The sequence below is a fragment of the Gelidimonas denitrificans genome (assembly GCF_055694065.1).
The window spans coordinates 381,519-396,725 of record NZ_CM146350.1; the positions used below are offsets into that span (position 1 = coordinate 381,519).

The 15,207-nt window shown below is 58.6% G+C and carries 12 protein-coding genes; 9 read left to right on the forward strand and 3 right to left on the reverse strand.

The annotated features are described in order from the left end of the window. Window positions 1-109: 109 nt before the first annotated feature. Together purD and FKCLFG_RS01880 are read right to left on the reverse strand one after the other, a co-directional pair. Window positions 110-1,384 (reverse strand): phosphoribosylamine--glycine ligase, encoded by a 1,275-nt coding sequence (gene purD, locus FKCLFG_RS01875; RefSeq protein ID WP_472614554.1) that lies wholly within the window; start codon window positions 1,382-1,384, stop codon window positions 110-112. Window positions 1,385-1,464: 80 nt separating this feature from the next. Continuing rightward, on the reverse strand, window positions 1,465-2,196 hold the full coding sequence (locus FKCLFG_RS01880; protein WP_472614555.1) for a YebC/PmpR family DNA-binding transcriptional regulator: 732 nt from the start codon (window positions 2,194-2,196) through the stop codon (window positions 1,465-1,467). A 102-nt stretch (window positions 2,197-2,298) separates the two neighbouring features. Here FKCLFG_RS01880 and FKCLFG_RS01885 point away from each other — a divergent pair, with 102 nt between their 5' ends. The 9 genes from FKCLFG_RS01885 (at window position 2,299) to FKCLFG_RS01925 (ending at window position 13,933) form a co-directional block, all read left to right on the forward strand. After that, window positions 2,299-3,822, forward strand: coding sequence for a helicase HerA-like C-terminal domain-containing protein (locus FKCLFG_RS01885; RefSeq protein WP_472614556.1), 1,524 nt, complete (start codon window positions 2,299-2,301; stop codon window positions 3,820-3,822). A gap of 172 nt (window positions 3,823-3,994) precedes the next feature. Next, the gene (locus FKCLFG_RS01890) at window positions 3,995-4,906 is read left to right on the forward strand and encodes a DMT family transporter (RefSeq protein ID WP_472614557.1); all 912 of its coding nucleotides are present in this window, start codon (window positions 3,995-3,997) and stop codon (window positions 4,904-4,906) included. An 8-nt stretch (window positions 4,907-4,914) separates the two neighbouring features. After that, window positions 4,915-5,697 (forward strand): SDR family oxidoreductase, encoded by a 783-nt coding sequence (locus FKCLFG_RS01895; protein ID WP_472614558.1) that lies wholly within the window; start codon window positions 4,915-4,917, stop codon window positions 5,695-5,697. A gap of 368 nt (window positions 5,698-6,065) precedes the next feature. Next, the gene (locus tag FKCLFG_RS01900; RefSeq protein WP_472614559.1) at window positions 6,066-7,091 is read left to right on the forward strand and encodes a YncE family protein; all 1,026 of its coding nucleotides are present in this window, start codon (window positions 6,066-6,068) and stop codon (window positions 7,089-7,091) included. A 176-nt stretch (window positions 7,092-7,267) separates the two neighbouring features. Next, entirely contained in the window at window positions 7,268-8,434 is a 1,167-nt protein-coding gene (locus tag FKCLFG_RS01905) for a TolC family protein (RefSeq protein ID WP_472614560.1), read from the forward strand. Further along, window positions 8,431-8,979: a hypothetical protein gene (locus tag FKCLFG_RS01910; RefSeq protein ID WP_472614561.1), complete on the forward strand. Its 549-nt coding sequence runs from the start codon at window positions 8,431-8,433 to the stop codon at window positions 8,977-8,979. Before FKCLFG_RS01905 ends, FKCLFG_RS01910 begins: the two co-directional genes overlap by 4 nt. Window positions 8,980-9,002: 23 nt before the next feature. Then, a complete protein-coding gene (locus tag FKCLFG_RS01915) occupies window positions 9,003-10,109 on the forward strand; it encodes an efflux RND transporter periplasmic adaptor subunit (protein ID WP_472614562.1) in 1,107 nt (368 codons plus the stop codon). 170 nt (window positions 10,110-10,279) lie between these two features. Continuing rightward, window positions 10,280-13,381 (forward strand): efflux RND transporter permease subunit, encoded by a 3,102-nt coding sequence (locus FKCLFG_RS01920; RefSeq protein ID WP_472614563.1) that lies wholly within the window; start codon window positions 10,280-10,282, stop codon window positions 13,379-13,381. A gap of 183 nt (window positions 13,382-13,564) precedes the next feature. Further along, the gene (locus tag FKCLFG_RS01925; protein ID WP_472614564.1) at window positions 13,565-13,933 is read left to right on the forward strand and encodes a hypothetical protein; all 369 of its coding nucleotides are present in this window, start codon (window positions 13,565-13,567) and stop codon (window positions 13,931-13,933) included. A gap of 67 nt (window positions 13,934-14,000) precedes the next feature. Here the strand turns inward: FKCLFG_RS01925 and FKCLFG_RS01930 are convergent, their stop codons facing one another. Beyond that, on the reverse strand, window positions 14,001-15,161 hold the full coding sequence (locus FKCLFG_RS01930) for an IS30 family transposase (protein WP_472613379.1): 1,161 nt from the start codon (window positions 15,159-15,161) through the stop codon (window positions 14,001-14,003). Window positions 15,162-15,207 lie beyond the last annotated feature (46 nt).

Consider the following 15,207-nt stretch of genomic DNA (forward strand, 5'->3'; position numbering starts at 1 on the left):
TAAAGAAAGGGATCGGCAGATTGTACCTTGCCATGCCCTTATTTGAATGCAAAATAGCGTGAACGCAAAACAGCGCGGCCCGGGCCGGACCGCGCTGCCGGATATGCAATCAGCCAGGGTTACGGACGGCGCGCCAGCCGATGTCGTTGCGGTATTGAGCGCCGTCAAAATGAATTTTGTTGATGGTGTCATAGGCTTGTTTTTGCGCCATTTTGACGTTATCGCCCAATCCCACCACGCACAGCACGCGCCCGCCCGAGGTAACGAGTTTGCCATCCCGCTGCATAGTGCCGGCGTGAAAGGTGACGCATTCGGCGGTTTCAGCCGGGATGCCGCTGATTACATCGCCTGTGCGCGGCGCGTCAGGGTAATTGGCAGCGGCCAGCACCACGCCCAGGGCAGTGCGGCGATCCCATGTCAGTTCTACCGTGCCGAGGGTGCCGTTGGTGGCATGCTCCATCACCGCGGCCAGGTCGCTTTTCAGGCGCGCCATGATTGGCTGGGTTTCCGGATCGCCCATGCGGCAGTTGAATTCCAGTGTTTTCGGATTGCCCTGCGCGTCGATCATCAGGCCGGCATACAGGAAGCCGGAAAACGGGATGCCGTCTCTGGCCATGCCTTGTACGGTTGGATCGATGATTTCGCGCATCACGCGCGCGTGCAGAGCGGGCGTGACGATCGGCGCCGGCGAATAAGCGCCCATGCCGCCGGTGTTCGGACCTTCATCGTGTTCTTTCAGGCGCTTGTGATCCTGGCTGCTGGCGAGCGGCAAGATATCCTTGCCATCGACCATGACGATGAAACTGGCTTCTTCGCCGACCAGAAATTCCTCGATCACGACCCGTGCCCCGGCTGCACCGAAAGCATTGTCAGCCAGCATCAGGTCGATGGCGGCGTGCGCCTCTTGCGCGGTCATGGCGACTACCACGCCTTTGCCGGCGGCCAGTCCATCAGCCTTGACGACGATCGGTGCACCTTTGCGGTCCACATAATCGTGCGCAGAATCAGCATCGGTGAAGGTTTGATATTCGGCGGTTGGGATCGCGTGGCGCTGCATGAATGCCTTGGCGAAATCCTTGGAGCTTTCGAGTTGCGCGGCTTCCTTGGTGGGGCCGAAGATTTTCAGCCCGAGGTCGCGAAAAATATTCACGATGCCGCCAGCCAGCGGTGTTTCCGGGCCAACCACGGTCAGTTCAATTTGTTCTTTTTGCACGAATTCCGCCAGCGCCAGCGGGTCGCTCAGGGCAATGTTTTGCAGCCGCGCATCAAGCGCGGTGCCGCCGTTGCCGGGCGCAACATACACCACTTGCACACGTTCAGACTGCGCCAGTTTCCATGCCAGCGCATGTTCGCGGCCACCGGAGCCGACTACCAGGATTTTCATAAATTATCGCCAAAAAGTTAAGTGCTGCAGTCGCATAACGCGAAACAAGGTAATTCCTTTAATAGAATTATTTTCGACGTCTATTCCTCGTTATCCATTACCGCGTTGGTATACACCTCTTGCACGTCGTCCAGATTTTCCAGCGCGTCGAGCAATTTCTGCATCTTGAGCGCATCCTCGCCGGAAAATTCGATCTCGGTCGCCGGTTTCATGACGATTTCAGCCACTTCGGCCTTGAAGCCAGCTTTCTCCAGGGCATCCTTGACGCTCAAAAAATCGAACGGCGGGCACAATACGTCAATGCCGCCTTCGTCGTCGGTAACCACGTCTTCGGCACCGGCTTCGAGCGCCGCTTCCATCAGCGCATCTTCATCGGTGCCGGGCGCGAACAGGAACTGGCCGCAGTGCTTGAACAGGAACGCAACCGAACCTTCGGCGCCCATATTGCCGCCGAATTTCAAAAACGCATGGCGCACTTCGGCCACGGTACGGACCCGGTTGTCGGTCATGCATTCGACGATGATGGCGGCGCCGTTGATGCCGTAGCCTTCGTAGCGGATTTCTTCATAGTTGGCGCCTTCCAGATTGCCGGCGCCGCGCTGCGTTGCGCGCACCACGGTTTCTTTTGGCATGTTGGCGTCGGCCGCCTTGTCCACCGCCAGTCGCAGGCGCGGATTGGCCGTGATGTCGCCGCCGCCCATGCGCGCAGCAACCGTGATTTCCTTGATCAGGCGGGTCCAGACCTTGCCGCGTTTAGCGTCAGTGGCCGCCTTTTTGTGTTTGATATTGGCCCATTTACTATGTCCGGACATGGCGTATCTTTCTAAAGCGAGTTCGCTATAATGAATCGCACATTTTATCATATCGATTTCTTCGAAAATTCCGTGTAACACCTCTCAAAAGAGTGAAAAACCATGCCAAATCCACTCCTGATTGCCAAAGACACTTATTGCAAACCTGCTTTTGATATCGGCCTGCTGCCGAACCTGGTGAACCGGCACGGCTGCATTACCGGCGCTACCGGCACCGGCAAAACGGTGACCTTGCAGGTGATCGCGCAACGCCTGTCGGAAATCGGCGTGCCGGTCTTCATGGCGGACGTCAAGGGCGATTTGTCCGGGCTGGCAAAGGCCGGCGCCAACTCCGACAAGATGCAGCAACGGCTGCAGATGCTGGACCTCGAAGAACCTGCCTGGTCCGCCTGTCCGGTGACGTTCTGGGACGTGTTCGGAGAATCCGGCCATCCGCTGCGCGCCACCATTTCCGACCTCGGCCCGCTGCTGCTGGCGCGCATGCTGAATCTGAACGAAACGCAGGAAGGCGTGCTGCAACTGGTATTCAAGATCGCCGACGATAACGGCATGCTGCTGCTCGACGCCAAGGATTTGCGGGCGATGCTGCAGGATGTGGGCGACAAGGCGGCCAGCTTCAAGACTGAATACGGCAATATTTCGGCGGCCAGCATCGGCGCCATCCAGCGCGGCTTGGTCGCCATTGAAGAGCAGGGCGGAGACCGCTTCTTCGGCGAACCGATGCTGAATATTGACGACTTGCTGCAAACCGATGCCAATGGCCGCGGCGTCGTGAATATTCTCGCCGCCGATAAATTGATGCATTCGCCGCGTTTGTACGCGATTTTCCTGCTCTGGTTGTTGTCGGAACTGTTCGAGAATCTGCCGGAAGTCGGTGATCTGGACAAGCCGAAGCTGGTGTTTTTCTTCGATGAAGCGCATTTGCTGTTCGACGAAGCGCCCAAGCCGCTGCTGCAAAAAATCGAGCAAGTGGTGCGCCTGATCCGCTCCAAAGGCGTCGGCGTATTTTTCGTCACGCAAAACCCGCTCGATATTCCCGACACCGTGCTCGGCCAACTCGGCAACCGGGTCCAGCATGCGCTGCGCGCCTACACGCCGCGCGACCAGAAAGCGGTGAAGGCGGCGGCCGACACTTTCCGCCCGAATCCGGCGCTCGATACCGCGCAAATCATTTCTGAGCTGGGCGTGGGCGAGGCGCTGGTATCGTTTCTGGACGAAAAAGGCCGGCCGACCATGGTCGAGCGCGCATTCATCCTGCCGCCGGCGTCGCAAATCGGCCCGATCAGCGCCACCGAGCGCCAGGCCGCGATGGCGGCGTCAGTGGTGGCCGGCGTATATGAAAAAACGCTGGACCGCGCATCGGCTTACGAAAGCATCAAAGGCCGCGTCATTGCCGCAGAAGCACCGCCGCGCGACGCGCCGAATGATGCCGCGCCGGACACCTCGACTGGCGGCATCGGCGGCTTACTGGGCGGCTTACTGGGCGGCTTGCTGGGCGGTGGTGGCAGCACTAATCGCCGCGAATCGCCAGTCGAAGCCTTGGTGAAGTCCGCTGCGCGCAGCATCGGCTCGCAGGTTGGCCGTCAAATCATCCGCGGCGTCCTGGGTTCCCTGTTCAAGCGTTAGACGTGCGGCGGCTTGAAAATATATTCATACTGTTGCATGTATTTTTAAAGGTGCACTAAAATATTTCATAAATACCATTATTTTCCACTATACCCCCTGTATTTAATTAAACTTACAATAGTCAGGCAGCGCTCGCACGTTGGCGCGGTGGCACTCTGGAAACAATCCGAACATGACTTCCCTCTCTTTGCAACACACTGCGCGCAAGGAATTCCTGATCGGCCTGTCGATTGCGGTTACCGGTGCGGTTCTTTTTTCCGGCAAGGCGATCGTCGCCAAGCTGATCTACCGCTACCCGGTCGATGCGATGACTCTGCTGGCATTTCGAATGTTGTTTTCGGTGCCGATTTTCGCTGGCGTCGCCATCTGGCAGGGCTGGTCGGCGGCTCCTTTGTCGAACGCCGACCGCGTTCGTATCGTGGTGCTGGGTTCGCTCGGTTACTACCTGGCCAGCTTTCTCGATTTTCTCGGCTTGCAGCACATCAGCGCCGGCCTGGAGCGCCTGATTCTGTTTTTAACCCCAAGTTTTGTATTGTTATTGTCGGTATTCATCTTCAAGAAGCGTATTTCCCGCTTTGAGTGGGGCGCGCTGGCGGTGTCGTACACCGGTACCGTATTCGTGTTTCTGCATGACGTCAGCAGCGGCGGCAACAATGTCTGGTTGGGCGGCGCGTTTGTGCTGGGCAGCGCGGTGTCGTATGCGCTGTACCTGATTTTTTGCGGCGAATTGCTGCAGCGCGTGGGCACGCTGCGCCTGGTGGCGTATGCGATGTGCGTCTCCAGCGTGGCCTGCATCGGGCAATTCTTCCTGTTGCGGCCGGTCTCGATGCTGCTGCAGCCGCTGCCGGTGTATGCCTTATCCCTTGTGAACGCGCTGTTTTGCACCGTGCTGCCGGTCTTCATGACCATGATCGCGGTGGAGCGCATCGGCGCCGGAACCACGTCGCTGGCCGGCATGGTGGGGCCGGTATCGACGCTGTTTCTGGCCGCAATTATCCTGGATGAACCGGTGACCGGGATTCAGCTGACCGGCACTACGCTGGTGTTGGCCGGCATGTATGTGTTATCGATGAAAAAAACCTGAGGTGAAAAATGGATTTCGGCATTCGCGGTAAGCAAGCGCTGGTATGCGGCGCCAGCAAAGGCTTGGGGCGCGGCTGTGCAGAAGCATTGGCGGCCGAAGGCGTGCATGTGACCATCGTCGCGCGTCATGTGGAGGTGCTGGAGGCCACCGCGCAAGCGATCCGTCAGGCTAACGCCAATGTTACGGTGCTGGCGGTGGCGTGCGACATCACCACTGCCGCCGGGCGTGCCTTGGCGCTGGCCGCTTGCCCGGCGCCGGATATTCTGGTGACCAATGCCGGCGGGCCGCCGATGGGCAATTTTCGCGACTGGAGCCGGGATGACTGGATCGCCGCGCTGGACGCCAATATGCTGACCCCGATTGAATTGATCAAGGCCACCGTGGATGGCATGATGGCGCGCGGTTTCGGCCGCATTGTCAACATTACTTCCAGTGCGGTAAAAGCGCCGATCGATATCCTCGGCTTGTCGAATGGCGCACGCTCCGGCCTGACCGGTTTCGTCGCCGGCCTGGCGCGTACCACGGTGGCGCGGAACGTGACCATCAATAACCTGTTGCCGGGGCCGTTCGATACCGACCGACTGGCATCGACCATGACTGCCGCCGCCACGGCCGGCGCAACCAGTCTGGCTGCGGTGCGCGCCGCGCGCATGGCAAGCAATCCGGCGCGCCGTTTTGGCACCCCGGCCGAATTTGGCGCCTTCTGTGCATTCATCTGCAGCGCGCAGGCCGGTTATCTGACCGGACAAAATATTCTGCTGGATGGCGGCGCTTATCCGGGCACGTTTTGAGTATGTAATTCCATTTGCGCATCCTGTTTCGCTTAAAGAAGACGCCAGTTGAGTTCGAGCCGATCAAGCTGCTTAGCGCGTCAGAACCCCCATTTACCAACTAGAGCCGATCCCATCATGTTGTGATGGCGGGCGTGGAACCGGCTTGCCGGATGCCGGATTTCACGCACAACAGAATTACATTTAGATTACATTTTTGTCAGTTTCGTTAAGCAGCTAACTATGCAATTAAGCTGTCGACATTCCCTCCGCAGCCAGTCTGGCTCCCGCGCTATCCGGATGCGGAGATTGTGAGGTTACGTCAGTCGAATGGCGGGAAATTATTCCTGCTCAAGCGATGACCTCAAACAAATAACTGGAGTGTCAATATGCACAAACTTATTCCCTCAACATTGCTGACGATCTCTCTGATGGCGACTGGCGTCGTTGCCGCCGGGCCGACCGGCACCGTATTCACCGCCAATGAACGCGACGCTTCAATCAGCCAAGTCAAACTCGATGACGGCAGCGCATCAAAATTTGCACTCGAAATCGCGCCGCATAATGTTCAGGTGACACCAAATGGCAAACGACTGCTGGCCGTGGGCATGAGTGCCCATGCTGGCCATCACGAAAACAGCGGCGAAGGAAAAGGCGGCCAGTTACTGGTATTCGACCTGCCTTCGAACGGAAAGCCGGTCTTTTCACTTCCCGCTGGTAGCCATCCGGCCCATGTGATAACGGATCTTTCCGGCATGCGAGCCTTTGTAACCGATTCGGATAACAACGCTGTTGTCGTATTTGATTTGGAAAAACGCACCAAAATTGGATCAATAAAAACGGGTAAGGGCCCGCACGGTTTGCGATTGAGCCCCGATGGCAAAGAAATCTATGTTGCCAATATGAAGAATGGCAGCGTTTCGGTAATTGACGTTGCCAACCTCCAGGAAACAGCACAGATAGCCGTGGGCCGCGCTCCCGCGCAAGTGGGTTTTACCCCGGATGGCAAGCAAAGCTACGTCTCGCTCAGTGGGGAAAATAAGGTCGGAATAATTGATACGGCGCAACGCAAGCTGATCAACAAGATCGCCGTCGGCAACACCCCCATTCAGTTATTCGCTACGCCCGATGGCAAACAGATTTATGTTGCCAACCAAGGTAGCAGTAAGCAACCGGACAACCGCGTCTCTGTGATTAACCCCGCAAATCAAAAAGTTATCACGACAATCCAGACAGGCGCAGGTTCTCATGGCGTGGTGATGAGCAGTGATGGCAATTACGCCTTTGTCAGCAATACGGACGCTGGCACATTCTCCGTCATTGATACCGCAACAAAAAAAGTTATTGCGACGCATCCGGTAGGAGCAGGGCCAAATGGCATTACCTATGCCGATGATGCGGCAATCAAGCACTGAGTCCCATATACATTCGCTCTCGAATTAGTACGTTATATGGCCGTCCTGCATTCTGCAGCAGGCCATGTTATGCGCTTATGAATTTACTGCGCTGCGTCATTGTGGCGCAGCGCCATTCTCACCTCGATTAGGTCCAAATGCCTTACCCCTATCCGTTTTGCCGAGGGGCTTTGGGTATGGCTGCGCTTTGGCTGGGTTTGTCCGCCTCGCTGTCTGCAGCCACCCTCAAAGACACCCTGGATTATGCTTGGGCTGCGCATGTGCCAGCCCAGTCTGCCCGCACGGTGCAATTCGACGCGCAAGAAATGGCCGCCCGTGCCTGGCTGCCTGAACCGCCGACGCTGACGCTGTCCGGCCGCAACGACCAGATCGATCGCAACAACGGTTTGCGCGAGTGGGAAGCCGAAGTCGGCGTGCCGTTGTGGCTGTGGGGCCAGCGCGATCGTGCCAACGCCGTTGCGCAAGGTGATCGCAAGGCCGGTATGCAAGGTCTGGCGCAGGAGCGCTGGCAACTCGCCGGCGAACTGCGCGAAGCGTGGTGGGATGCGCGTCTGGCCCAGTCCGAGCTTGATGCCGCCGATCTCAAACTCAAGGAAACCAGCCGGCTTGAGTCCGACGTCGCGCGCCGGCTCAAGGCGGGCGATTTGGCGCCACTCGATCTGAATCTGGCGCGCGGCGCCGTTGGCCAGGCCAAGAGCGATCGCTTGCGTGCGCAGGCGGCGCTGGCCCGTGCCCAAGGACAATTTCAGGCGCTATCGCGCGGCGCACCCTTGCCAGATCAGGACGAGCTGCCAGCCATCGAGATGGCGCCGGGGCAACACCCGCAGCTGATGCACCTGGTTGCCAAGGCCTCGGCCGCTCAGGCACGGCTCAGTCAGGTCAGCGGCGACACCCGCAACAATCCGGAACTGGCGCTGACGCTGGCCCGCGAGCGCGGCAGCTTCGGCGAGTCTTACCAGAACCTCGCCAAGATTGCGATCAAGATTCCATTCGGTTCATCGGCGCGCAATCAGCCGCGCATCACCGCCGCCAGCACCGAACTGACCGACGCGCAGATCGCGCTCGACAGCGCGCAGCGCCGGCTTGCCGCGGATGTTGCGGCGAGTCGGGCCGGTCTCGATCAGAGCAGGGAAGCCGCAACGCTGCAGCAAGAGCGCTTGCAACTGGCCGAGCAGAGCTTCGCCTGGGTGGAGAAATCATTCCAGGCCGGTCAGCTCAACCTGGCCACGCTGATTCGTGCCGAAACCGAACTCGCCGATGCCCGTCTTCAAGCCGCTCGTGCCCGCACCGAGGCGGCCCGTGCCGTCTCCCGCTACAACCAGACTGTGGGAATCCTGCCATGACTCGCCAAACCCTGTTTTTCACGCTGTTGCTTTTTACACTGTTCAAACCTGCTCTTGCTCTCGCTCACGGCGATGAAGACCACGGCGACGGGCCTAAGCCGGCCGTCGTGGCCAACGCTGCGCCGCGGGCCGAGGCGCAGACCGAGTTATTTGAACTGGTAGCCACATCTGGCAACGGCCAGCTCACCGTCTTTATCGATCGCTTCGCCAGCAATGCGCCGGTGGCCGGTGCGAAAGTAGAGGTTGAAAGCGGCAACTGGAAAGCCGTCGCAGTAGCGTTTGACAACGGCAGCTACCGCGTGAACGCGCCACAGTTTGCCAAGCCGGGCAGTTACCCGCTGCTGTTTACCGTAGAGGCCGGCGCGGATGCCGACCTGATCGAGGCCACGCTGGTCGTGGCTGAGGCAGCCAAGTCCAAAACGGCGGTACCCATCCAAGGTTCGGGATTGATATGGCGGTCGGTTGGCGGCGCTCTGGCCGCCGTGGCCGCGCTGGTTACCCTCGCGCTATTACGCAAACGTCGCCGGCCGGGCCGATCCGCCTGAACGCCGCAGCAAGGAAACAGAATATGAAAATCAAAATGCACAAACTACTGGCCTGCCTGCTGGCACTCTCGATTAGCCAAGCCAGCGCGCACGGCGATGAAGACCACAGCGGCGACGCAGCCAAAGCGTCACCCATCATCGCCTCCGATAAACCGCAACGCTTGCCGGACGGCAGCGTTTTCGTGCCCAAAGACGTGCAACGGCGCCTGGCTATTCGTACCGTAATCGGTGAAGAAAAGACCGTTGCGCAAACGGTAGAACTCAACGGCCACGTCGTGATGGACCCGAACGCCGGCGGGCGCGTACAGGCGATCCAGTCCGGCCGCATCGAACCCGCTCCGAACGGGCTGCCGGTGGCCGGCATGAAAGTGACCAAGGGCCAGTTGCTGGCCTATCTGGTACCCGCCGTGGGCAGCGTAGAGCGTGCCAATCAGCAAGCCGAACTGAGCGACCTGAAGGTCAAGGCCCGACTGGCCGAGACGCAGCTGAACCGGCTGCGCGAACTTGCCGGCACGGTGCCGCAGAAAGAGATCGAAGCACAGGCGGCCGAACTCGCCGCAGCGCGCCAGCGCGCTGCGGCACTCACCCGCGCGACGGGGCGCGAAGCGCTGATTGCACCGGTGAGTGGCGTGATCGCGGTGGCCCGCGCCGTCAACGGTCAGGTGGTCGAAGTGCGCGATGTGTTGTTCGAAATTGTCGATCCGGCGCGTCTGATGATCGAAGCGCTGGCCTACGACAGCAAGCTGGTCGCCGGTCTGGCCGACGCCAGCCTCGCCGGTTCGCAGACGTCGTTGGCTTTTGTGGGCGGCGCCAGCGCCTTTCGCGATGGCGCGTTGCCGGTGCTGTATAGACTCAAGCAAGCCGGAGATACCCCTCTGGCGCTTGGCCAGGTGGTAAAGGTTGTCGCGCAGACCCGTGACACCGTCAAGGGCGTGCCGCTGCCGGCGGCCAGCATCGTGAAAAATTCGGCCAACCAGAATATCGTCTGGGTGCACGAGCGCGCCGAGTTGTTCCGCGCTATGCCGGTGCAAGTGACACCGCTCGACGGTGCCAACGTGGTGGTGGCAGGACTGAAGCCGGGCGTTCGGGTCGTGACCGCCGGCGCAACGTTGATCAACCAGATTCGCTGAGGAACATGCGCGAAGTAAGTTGCGGATTTGTTCCACGTCTGACGGGCCCGCTGCGGCGTTGCTCGTCGTCGCCATAGCTCGCTATGACTCCTCCTCACGCCTTGCATCGCATCCCGTCAGACGCGTCCAAATCCATAACTTAATTCTTACACGTTCCGAAGGGGCCAATCATGTTGAGCTGGATTGTCAATACTAGTCTTAGAAACCGGCTGTTCGTACTCGCCTTCGCCGTCATTCTGATGATTTACGGTGGCATCACCGCGTCGAACATGCCGGTCGACGTGTTCCCCGACCTCAACAAGCCGACTGTCACCATCATGACCGAAGCCGGCGGCATGGCGCCGGAGGAAGTCGAACAACTGGTCTCGTTTCCGCTCGAAACCGCGATGAACGGCATGCCGGGTGTGACGCGAGTGCGTTCGGTGTCGGGAATCGGGCTCTCGATCCTGTACGCCGAGTTCGAGTGGGGCTCAGACATTTACCGTAACCGGCAACTAGTGGCCGAGCGTTTGGCCGAGGTCAAGGAACAGTTGCCGCCTGGCGTGCGTGCAAACATGGGCCCGATTTCCTCGGTCATGGGCGAGATCATGTTGATCGCGTTGCCGGCTGATCCGGCCAAAGTCAGCGCGATGCAGGTGCGCGAGTATGCCGACTTCGTGTTGCGTCCGCGCCTGTTGTCGATTCCGGGCGTCGCGCAGGTGATCCCAATCGGCGGCGAGGTGCGTCAGTTCCGCGTCGAGCCAAATACCGCGCTGATGGCGCAACTCGGGGTCAGTTTCGACGAACTTGCCGCCGCGCTGAAGGCATTCTCCAGCAATACCAGCGGCGGTTTCCTTGAGCAGAACGCGCGTGAATACCTGATCCGCAACCTGGGCCGCACCACCCGGCTGGAAGACCTGCAGAACCTCGCGATCAAGGATGTCAACGGCCAACCGATCCTGCTCAAGCAGTTGGCCGAGGTGAAATTCGCCGCCGCGTTCAAACGTGGCGACGCCGGTTATGGTGCCAAACCGGCGGTGATCGTCAGCGTGCAAAAGCAACCGAATGCCGACTCGGTAAAGCTCAGCGCGGAGATCGAGCATGCACTGGCATCATTATCGAAGTCGTTGCCGCCGGGCGTGTCCAAGCCGGAAATTTCATTTCGCCAGGCCGATTTCATCGAGGCCTCGATTGGCAACGTCCAGGAAGCGCTGCGCGACGGCGCGATCATGGTGGCGATCATCCTGTTCCTGTTCCTGATGAATGTACGCACCACGCTGATTTCATTGATCGCGATTCCTTTGTCGCTGGCGATTACCGTTCTGGTGTTCAAGAGCATGGGGCTGTCGATTAACGTGATGACGCTGGGTGGTCTGGCGATTGCCATCGGCGAACTGGTGGACGATGCGCTGGTCGATGTGGAAAACGTATTGCGGCGACTGAAAGAGAACAAGCCTCAGGGCGTGACAAGTATTGTCAAGGTGATCGCGGCCGCATGCAACGAGGTGCGCTCCGGCGTGGTCGTAGCCACCATGGTGGTGGTTCTGGTGTTCGTGCCGCTGTTCGCGTTACCGGGCATCGAGGGCCGGCTATTCGCACCGCTCGGGGTCGCCTATATCACCTCGATCCTGTCGAGTCTGGTGGTGGCGTTGACCGTGACCCCGGTGCTGAGCTACTTCCTGCTACCGCGCATGAAGCAAATCGGGCACGGCGACTCGAGGCTGGTGCAATGGCTCAAGCACTGGGATAAACGCTTGCTGGAGGCATCGTTTGGTCGCGCCAAGCTGATTCTGGCGGCCACGGTGGTATTGCTGGTTGCGACGTTGGCCACGGTGCCGTCTTTCCCGCGCGCTTTCTTGCCAACGTTCAACGAGGGCACGCTGACCGTGTCGCTGCTGCTCAACCCCGGCACTTCGCTGGCCGAGTCGAACCGGGTTGGCGCGCTGGCCGAGCAGCTGATCATGGCAGTGCCGGAGGTGAAGAGCGTGGGGCGGCGTACCGGCCGTGCCGAACTCGATGAGCACGCCGAGGGCGTGCACTCGAGCGAACTCGACGTCGATCTCAAACCGTCGCAGCGCAGGCGCGAAGTCGTGATGGCCGACATCCGGGCGCAATTGGCGCCGCTGCCAGCAACGGCAACCGTCGGTCAGCCGATCTCGCACCGACTCGACCATCTGTTGTCCGGCGTGCGCGCTCAGATCGCATTGAAAATCTACGGCGACGATCTCGACACGCTGCGCGGTCAGGCCGCGAGCCTGCGCGATAAGTTGGCGCAGATTCCGGGGCTGACCGACTTGCAGATCGAGAAGCAGGTGCTGATCCCGCAGATCAAGGTGCAACTCGACTATGGCCGTGCCGCGCAGTATGGCGTCTCGCCAGGAACCTTGTTGAAGACGCTGGAAACCCTGACCGAGGGCGATACCGTGGCCCAGATCGTCGACGGCAACAAGCGTTTCAATCTGGTGATACGTCTGCCGGACAGCGCGCGCGATACACCGGGCCTGGCTAACATTCTGATCGACACGCCGCACGGGCGCATCCCGCTATCGCAAGTGGCCACGATCGAAGAGTCGGACGGTCCCAACCAGATCGGGCGTGAAAACGGTCGGCGTCGCATCGTCATCGCCGCCAATACCGACGGCTCGGACATGGCGCGCATCATTACGGATATTCGCAAGGTGTTGGCCGATAGCCATTTGCCCGAAGGCTATTTCGTCAGCCTAGAAGGCCAGTTTCAGGCACAGGAACAAGCGACCAAGCTGCTTGCCGGGTTGTCGCTGGTATCGCTGGCTCTGATCTTCATGGTGCTCTACAGCCGTTACAAGTCGGTCAAACTCACCGCGATAATCATGGGCAACATCCCGATGGCGCTGATCGGCAGCGTGATCGCGATGTGGCTGGCCGACATTACCCTGTCGGTGGCCTCCCTGGTTGGCTTCATTACCCTGACCGGCATCGCCACCCGCAACGGCATCCTGAAAATCAGCCACTATGTCAACCTGTGCAAGTTCGAGGGTGAAACTTTCGGCCAGCGCATGATCGTGCGCGGTTCGCTGGAGCGGCTCACGCCGGTGCTGATGACGGCACTGACTGCCGCACTGGCGCTGGTGCCGCTGCTGCTCTCTGCCGACGCCCCGGGCAAGGAGATATTGCATCCGGTGGCGGTGGTGATCTTCGGCGGACTGGTCAGCTCAACCTTGCTCGACTCGCTGCTGACGCCGCTAATGTTCTGGCTGTTCGGCGAGAAACCGCTGCAACAATTGCTGAAAGAGCATAGCAAGGAAGCCTACTGAATCTTCACGAAAATAAGGAGTATTGCCATTTTTAATGCATTTACCGCATATTTTTATTGCGATAAAAAATATACTTACTTAAATTTTAAATAGGCACAGAACCTCGGCTGTATTTACTCGTTATTTACCCGCCTCGGACTATTTGACAGGGGCGGGAATCTCATCTCTGAAAAGGAAAGCATCATGAAAAAACTGCTGATCGCCGTATCCATCGCCCTGTCCACCAGCCTTGCGTTTGCTGATGGTGACCTCAAACCACATCATGGCGGTGTGATGGCCGAGGCCGCATCGGGAAATCGTGTCGAACTTGTCGCCGAGGCAGAGCAAGTTACCGTCTACCTGAGCAACCATGATGGGAAACCGGTTGACAGCAAGGGCGCCAGTGGTGAAATCACGCTGCTGTCCGGCACCGAAAAAACCAAGGCAGAGCTCGCGCCAGCCGGCGACAACAAGATGATTGCCAAGGCCAAGACTGCAACTGGCGCCAAAGCTATCGTCAAGTTCACGCTGCTAAAAAAACCAGCTGAACAGGTACGGCTGACGCTGAAATAAGGCAATTTTCGTATCTATTCAGCCTGCTATGCGATTGATATCCAAGTGTCTGCTTTATGTCTTGGATTCAACCGGTCGATGCAACAAATTGACTGAATTGTTCAGCCGGCGTTTGGTAGTGTAATGTTTTCCTTGGACGCTCGTTTAATTTTCGTGCCACGGCATTTAGCTGCGCCTGTGAGTAATCCGAAATATCGATCCCCTTGGGGAAATACTGCCTCAATAGTCCGTTCGTATTCTCATTGCTGCCACGCTGCCAGGGACTATGTGGATCACAGAAATAAACACTGATGTCGGTCGCCAACGTAAAGCGCTTGTGGTCCGCCATCTCTTTACCCCGATCCCAAGTTAGCGATTGATAGAGCTCCTGTGGTAACTGGCGAGCGTTTTTAATCAATGCGTTGATGACTGTTTCTGTGTCCTTGCTGGCGACCTTCACGAGCATCACATAACGGGTATGGCGCTCAACCAGGGTTGCGATCTGGCTATTGCGGTCCCCAAACAGCAAATCACCTTCCCAATGGCCCGGTACTGCTCGATCCTCCACTGCGGCCGGACGTTCACTAATCGAAACCGTGTCGGTGATTCGTCCGTGATTGACTGTCTTCTGCGTGTGATGGCGGGACCGGCGCATGGCGCGCGTACGCCGCAGATGCTCCAATAATTCCTTCTTCAGAGCACCGCGAGCCTGAATGAAGAGACTGCGATAGATCGTTTCATGTGACACCTGATAGTCATCGTTCTCCGGATACATGTGCTTGAGCCATCCGGCAATCTGCTCTGGCGACCACTGCAATCGTAGTTTGCCAGCCACAATACGTGCCAGTGTGGGATTGTCTATCAGCTTACAGTCCTTGGGACGATGTGCTCGATCCCAGGCAGCTTGATCAGCCTGGCTTGCACGATAGTCTTCTTGGCCGCCATTACGATTGATCTCACGGCTAATCGTTGATGGCGCCCGCTTGAGCAATGCAGCGATGGAGCGAATCGAGTGACTGGCAGCCAATGCACGCGATATCTCTTCGCGCTCGGCCAGGGTCAATGCCAATGGAGAACGGCGTCGCTCTGCAGGACCTATGCCGCCTGTCTCGGCCAGGATGCGTTGGATCGATGCGTGATTCCGGTCGAACAACTGGGCAATCTGTTGGAGGGATTCGCCTTTCTTCCAGCGCTCCCACATCAATGCCTTCTGGCTTTCTGTGTAATAGATCCGAGGTCTCTGTGCCATCTGCAACACTCCTTTTGCTTATGCAGTTTCTAGTGTGTTGCATCGA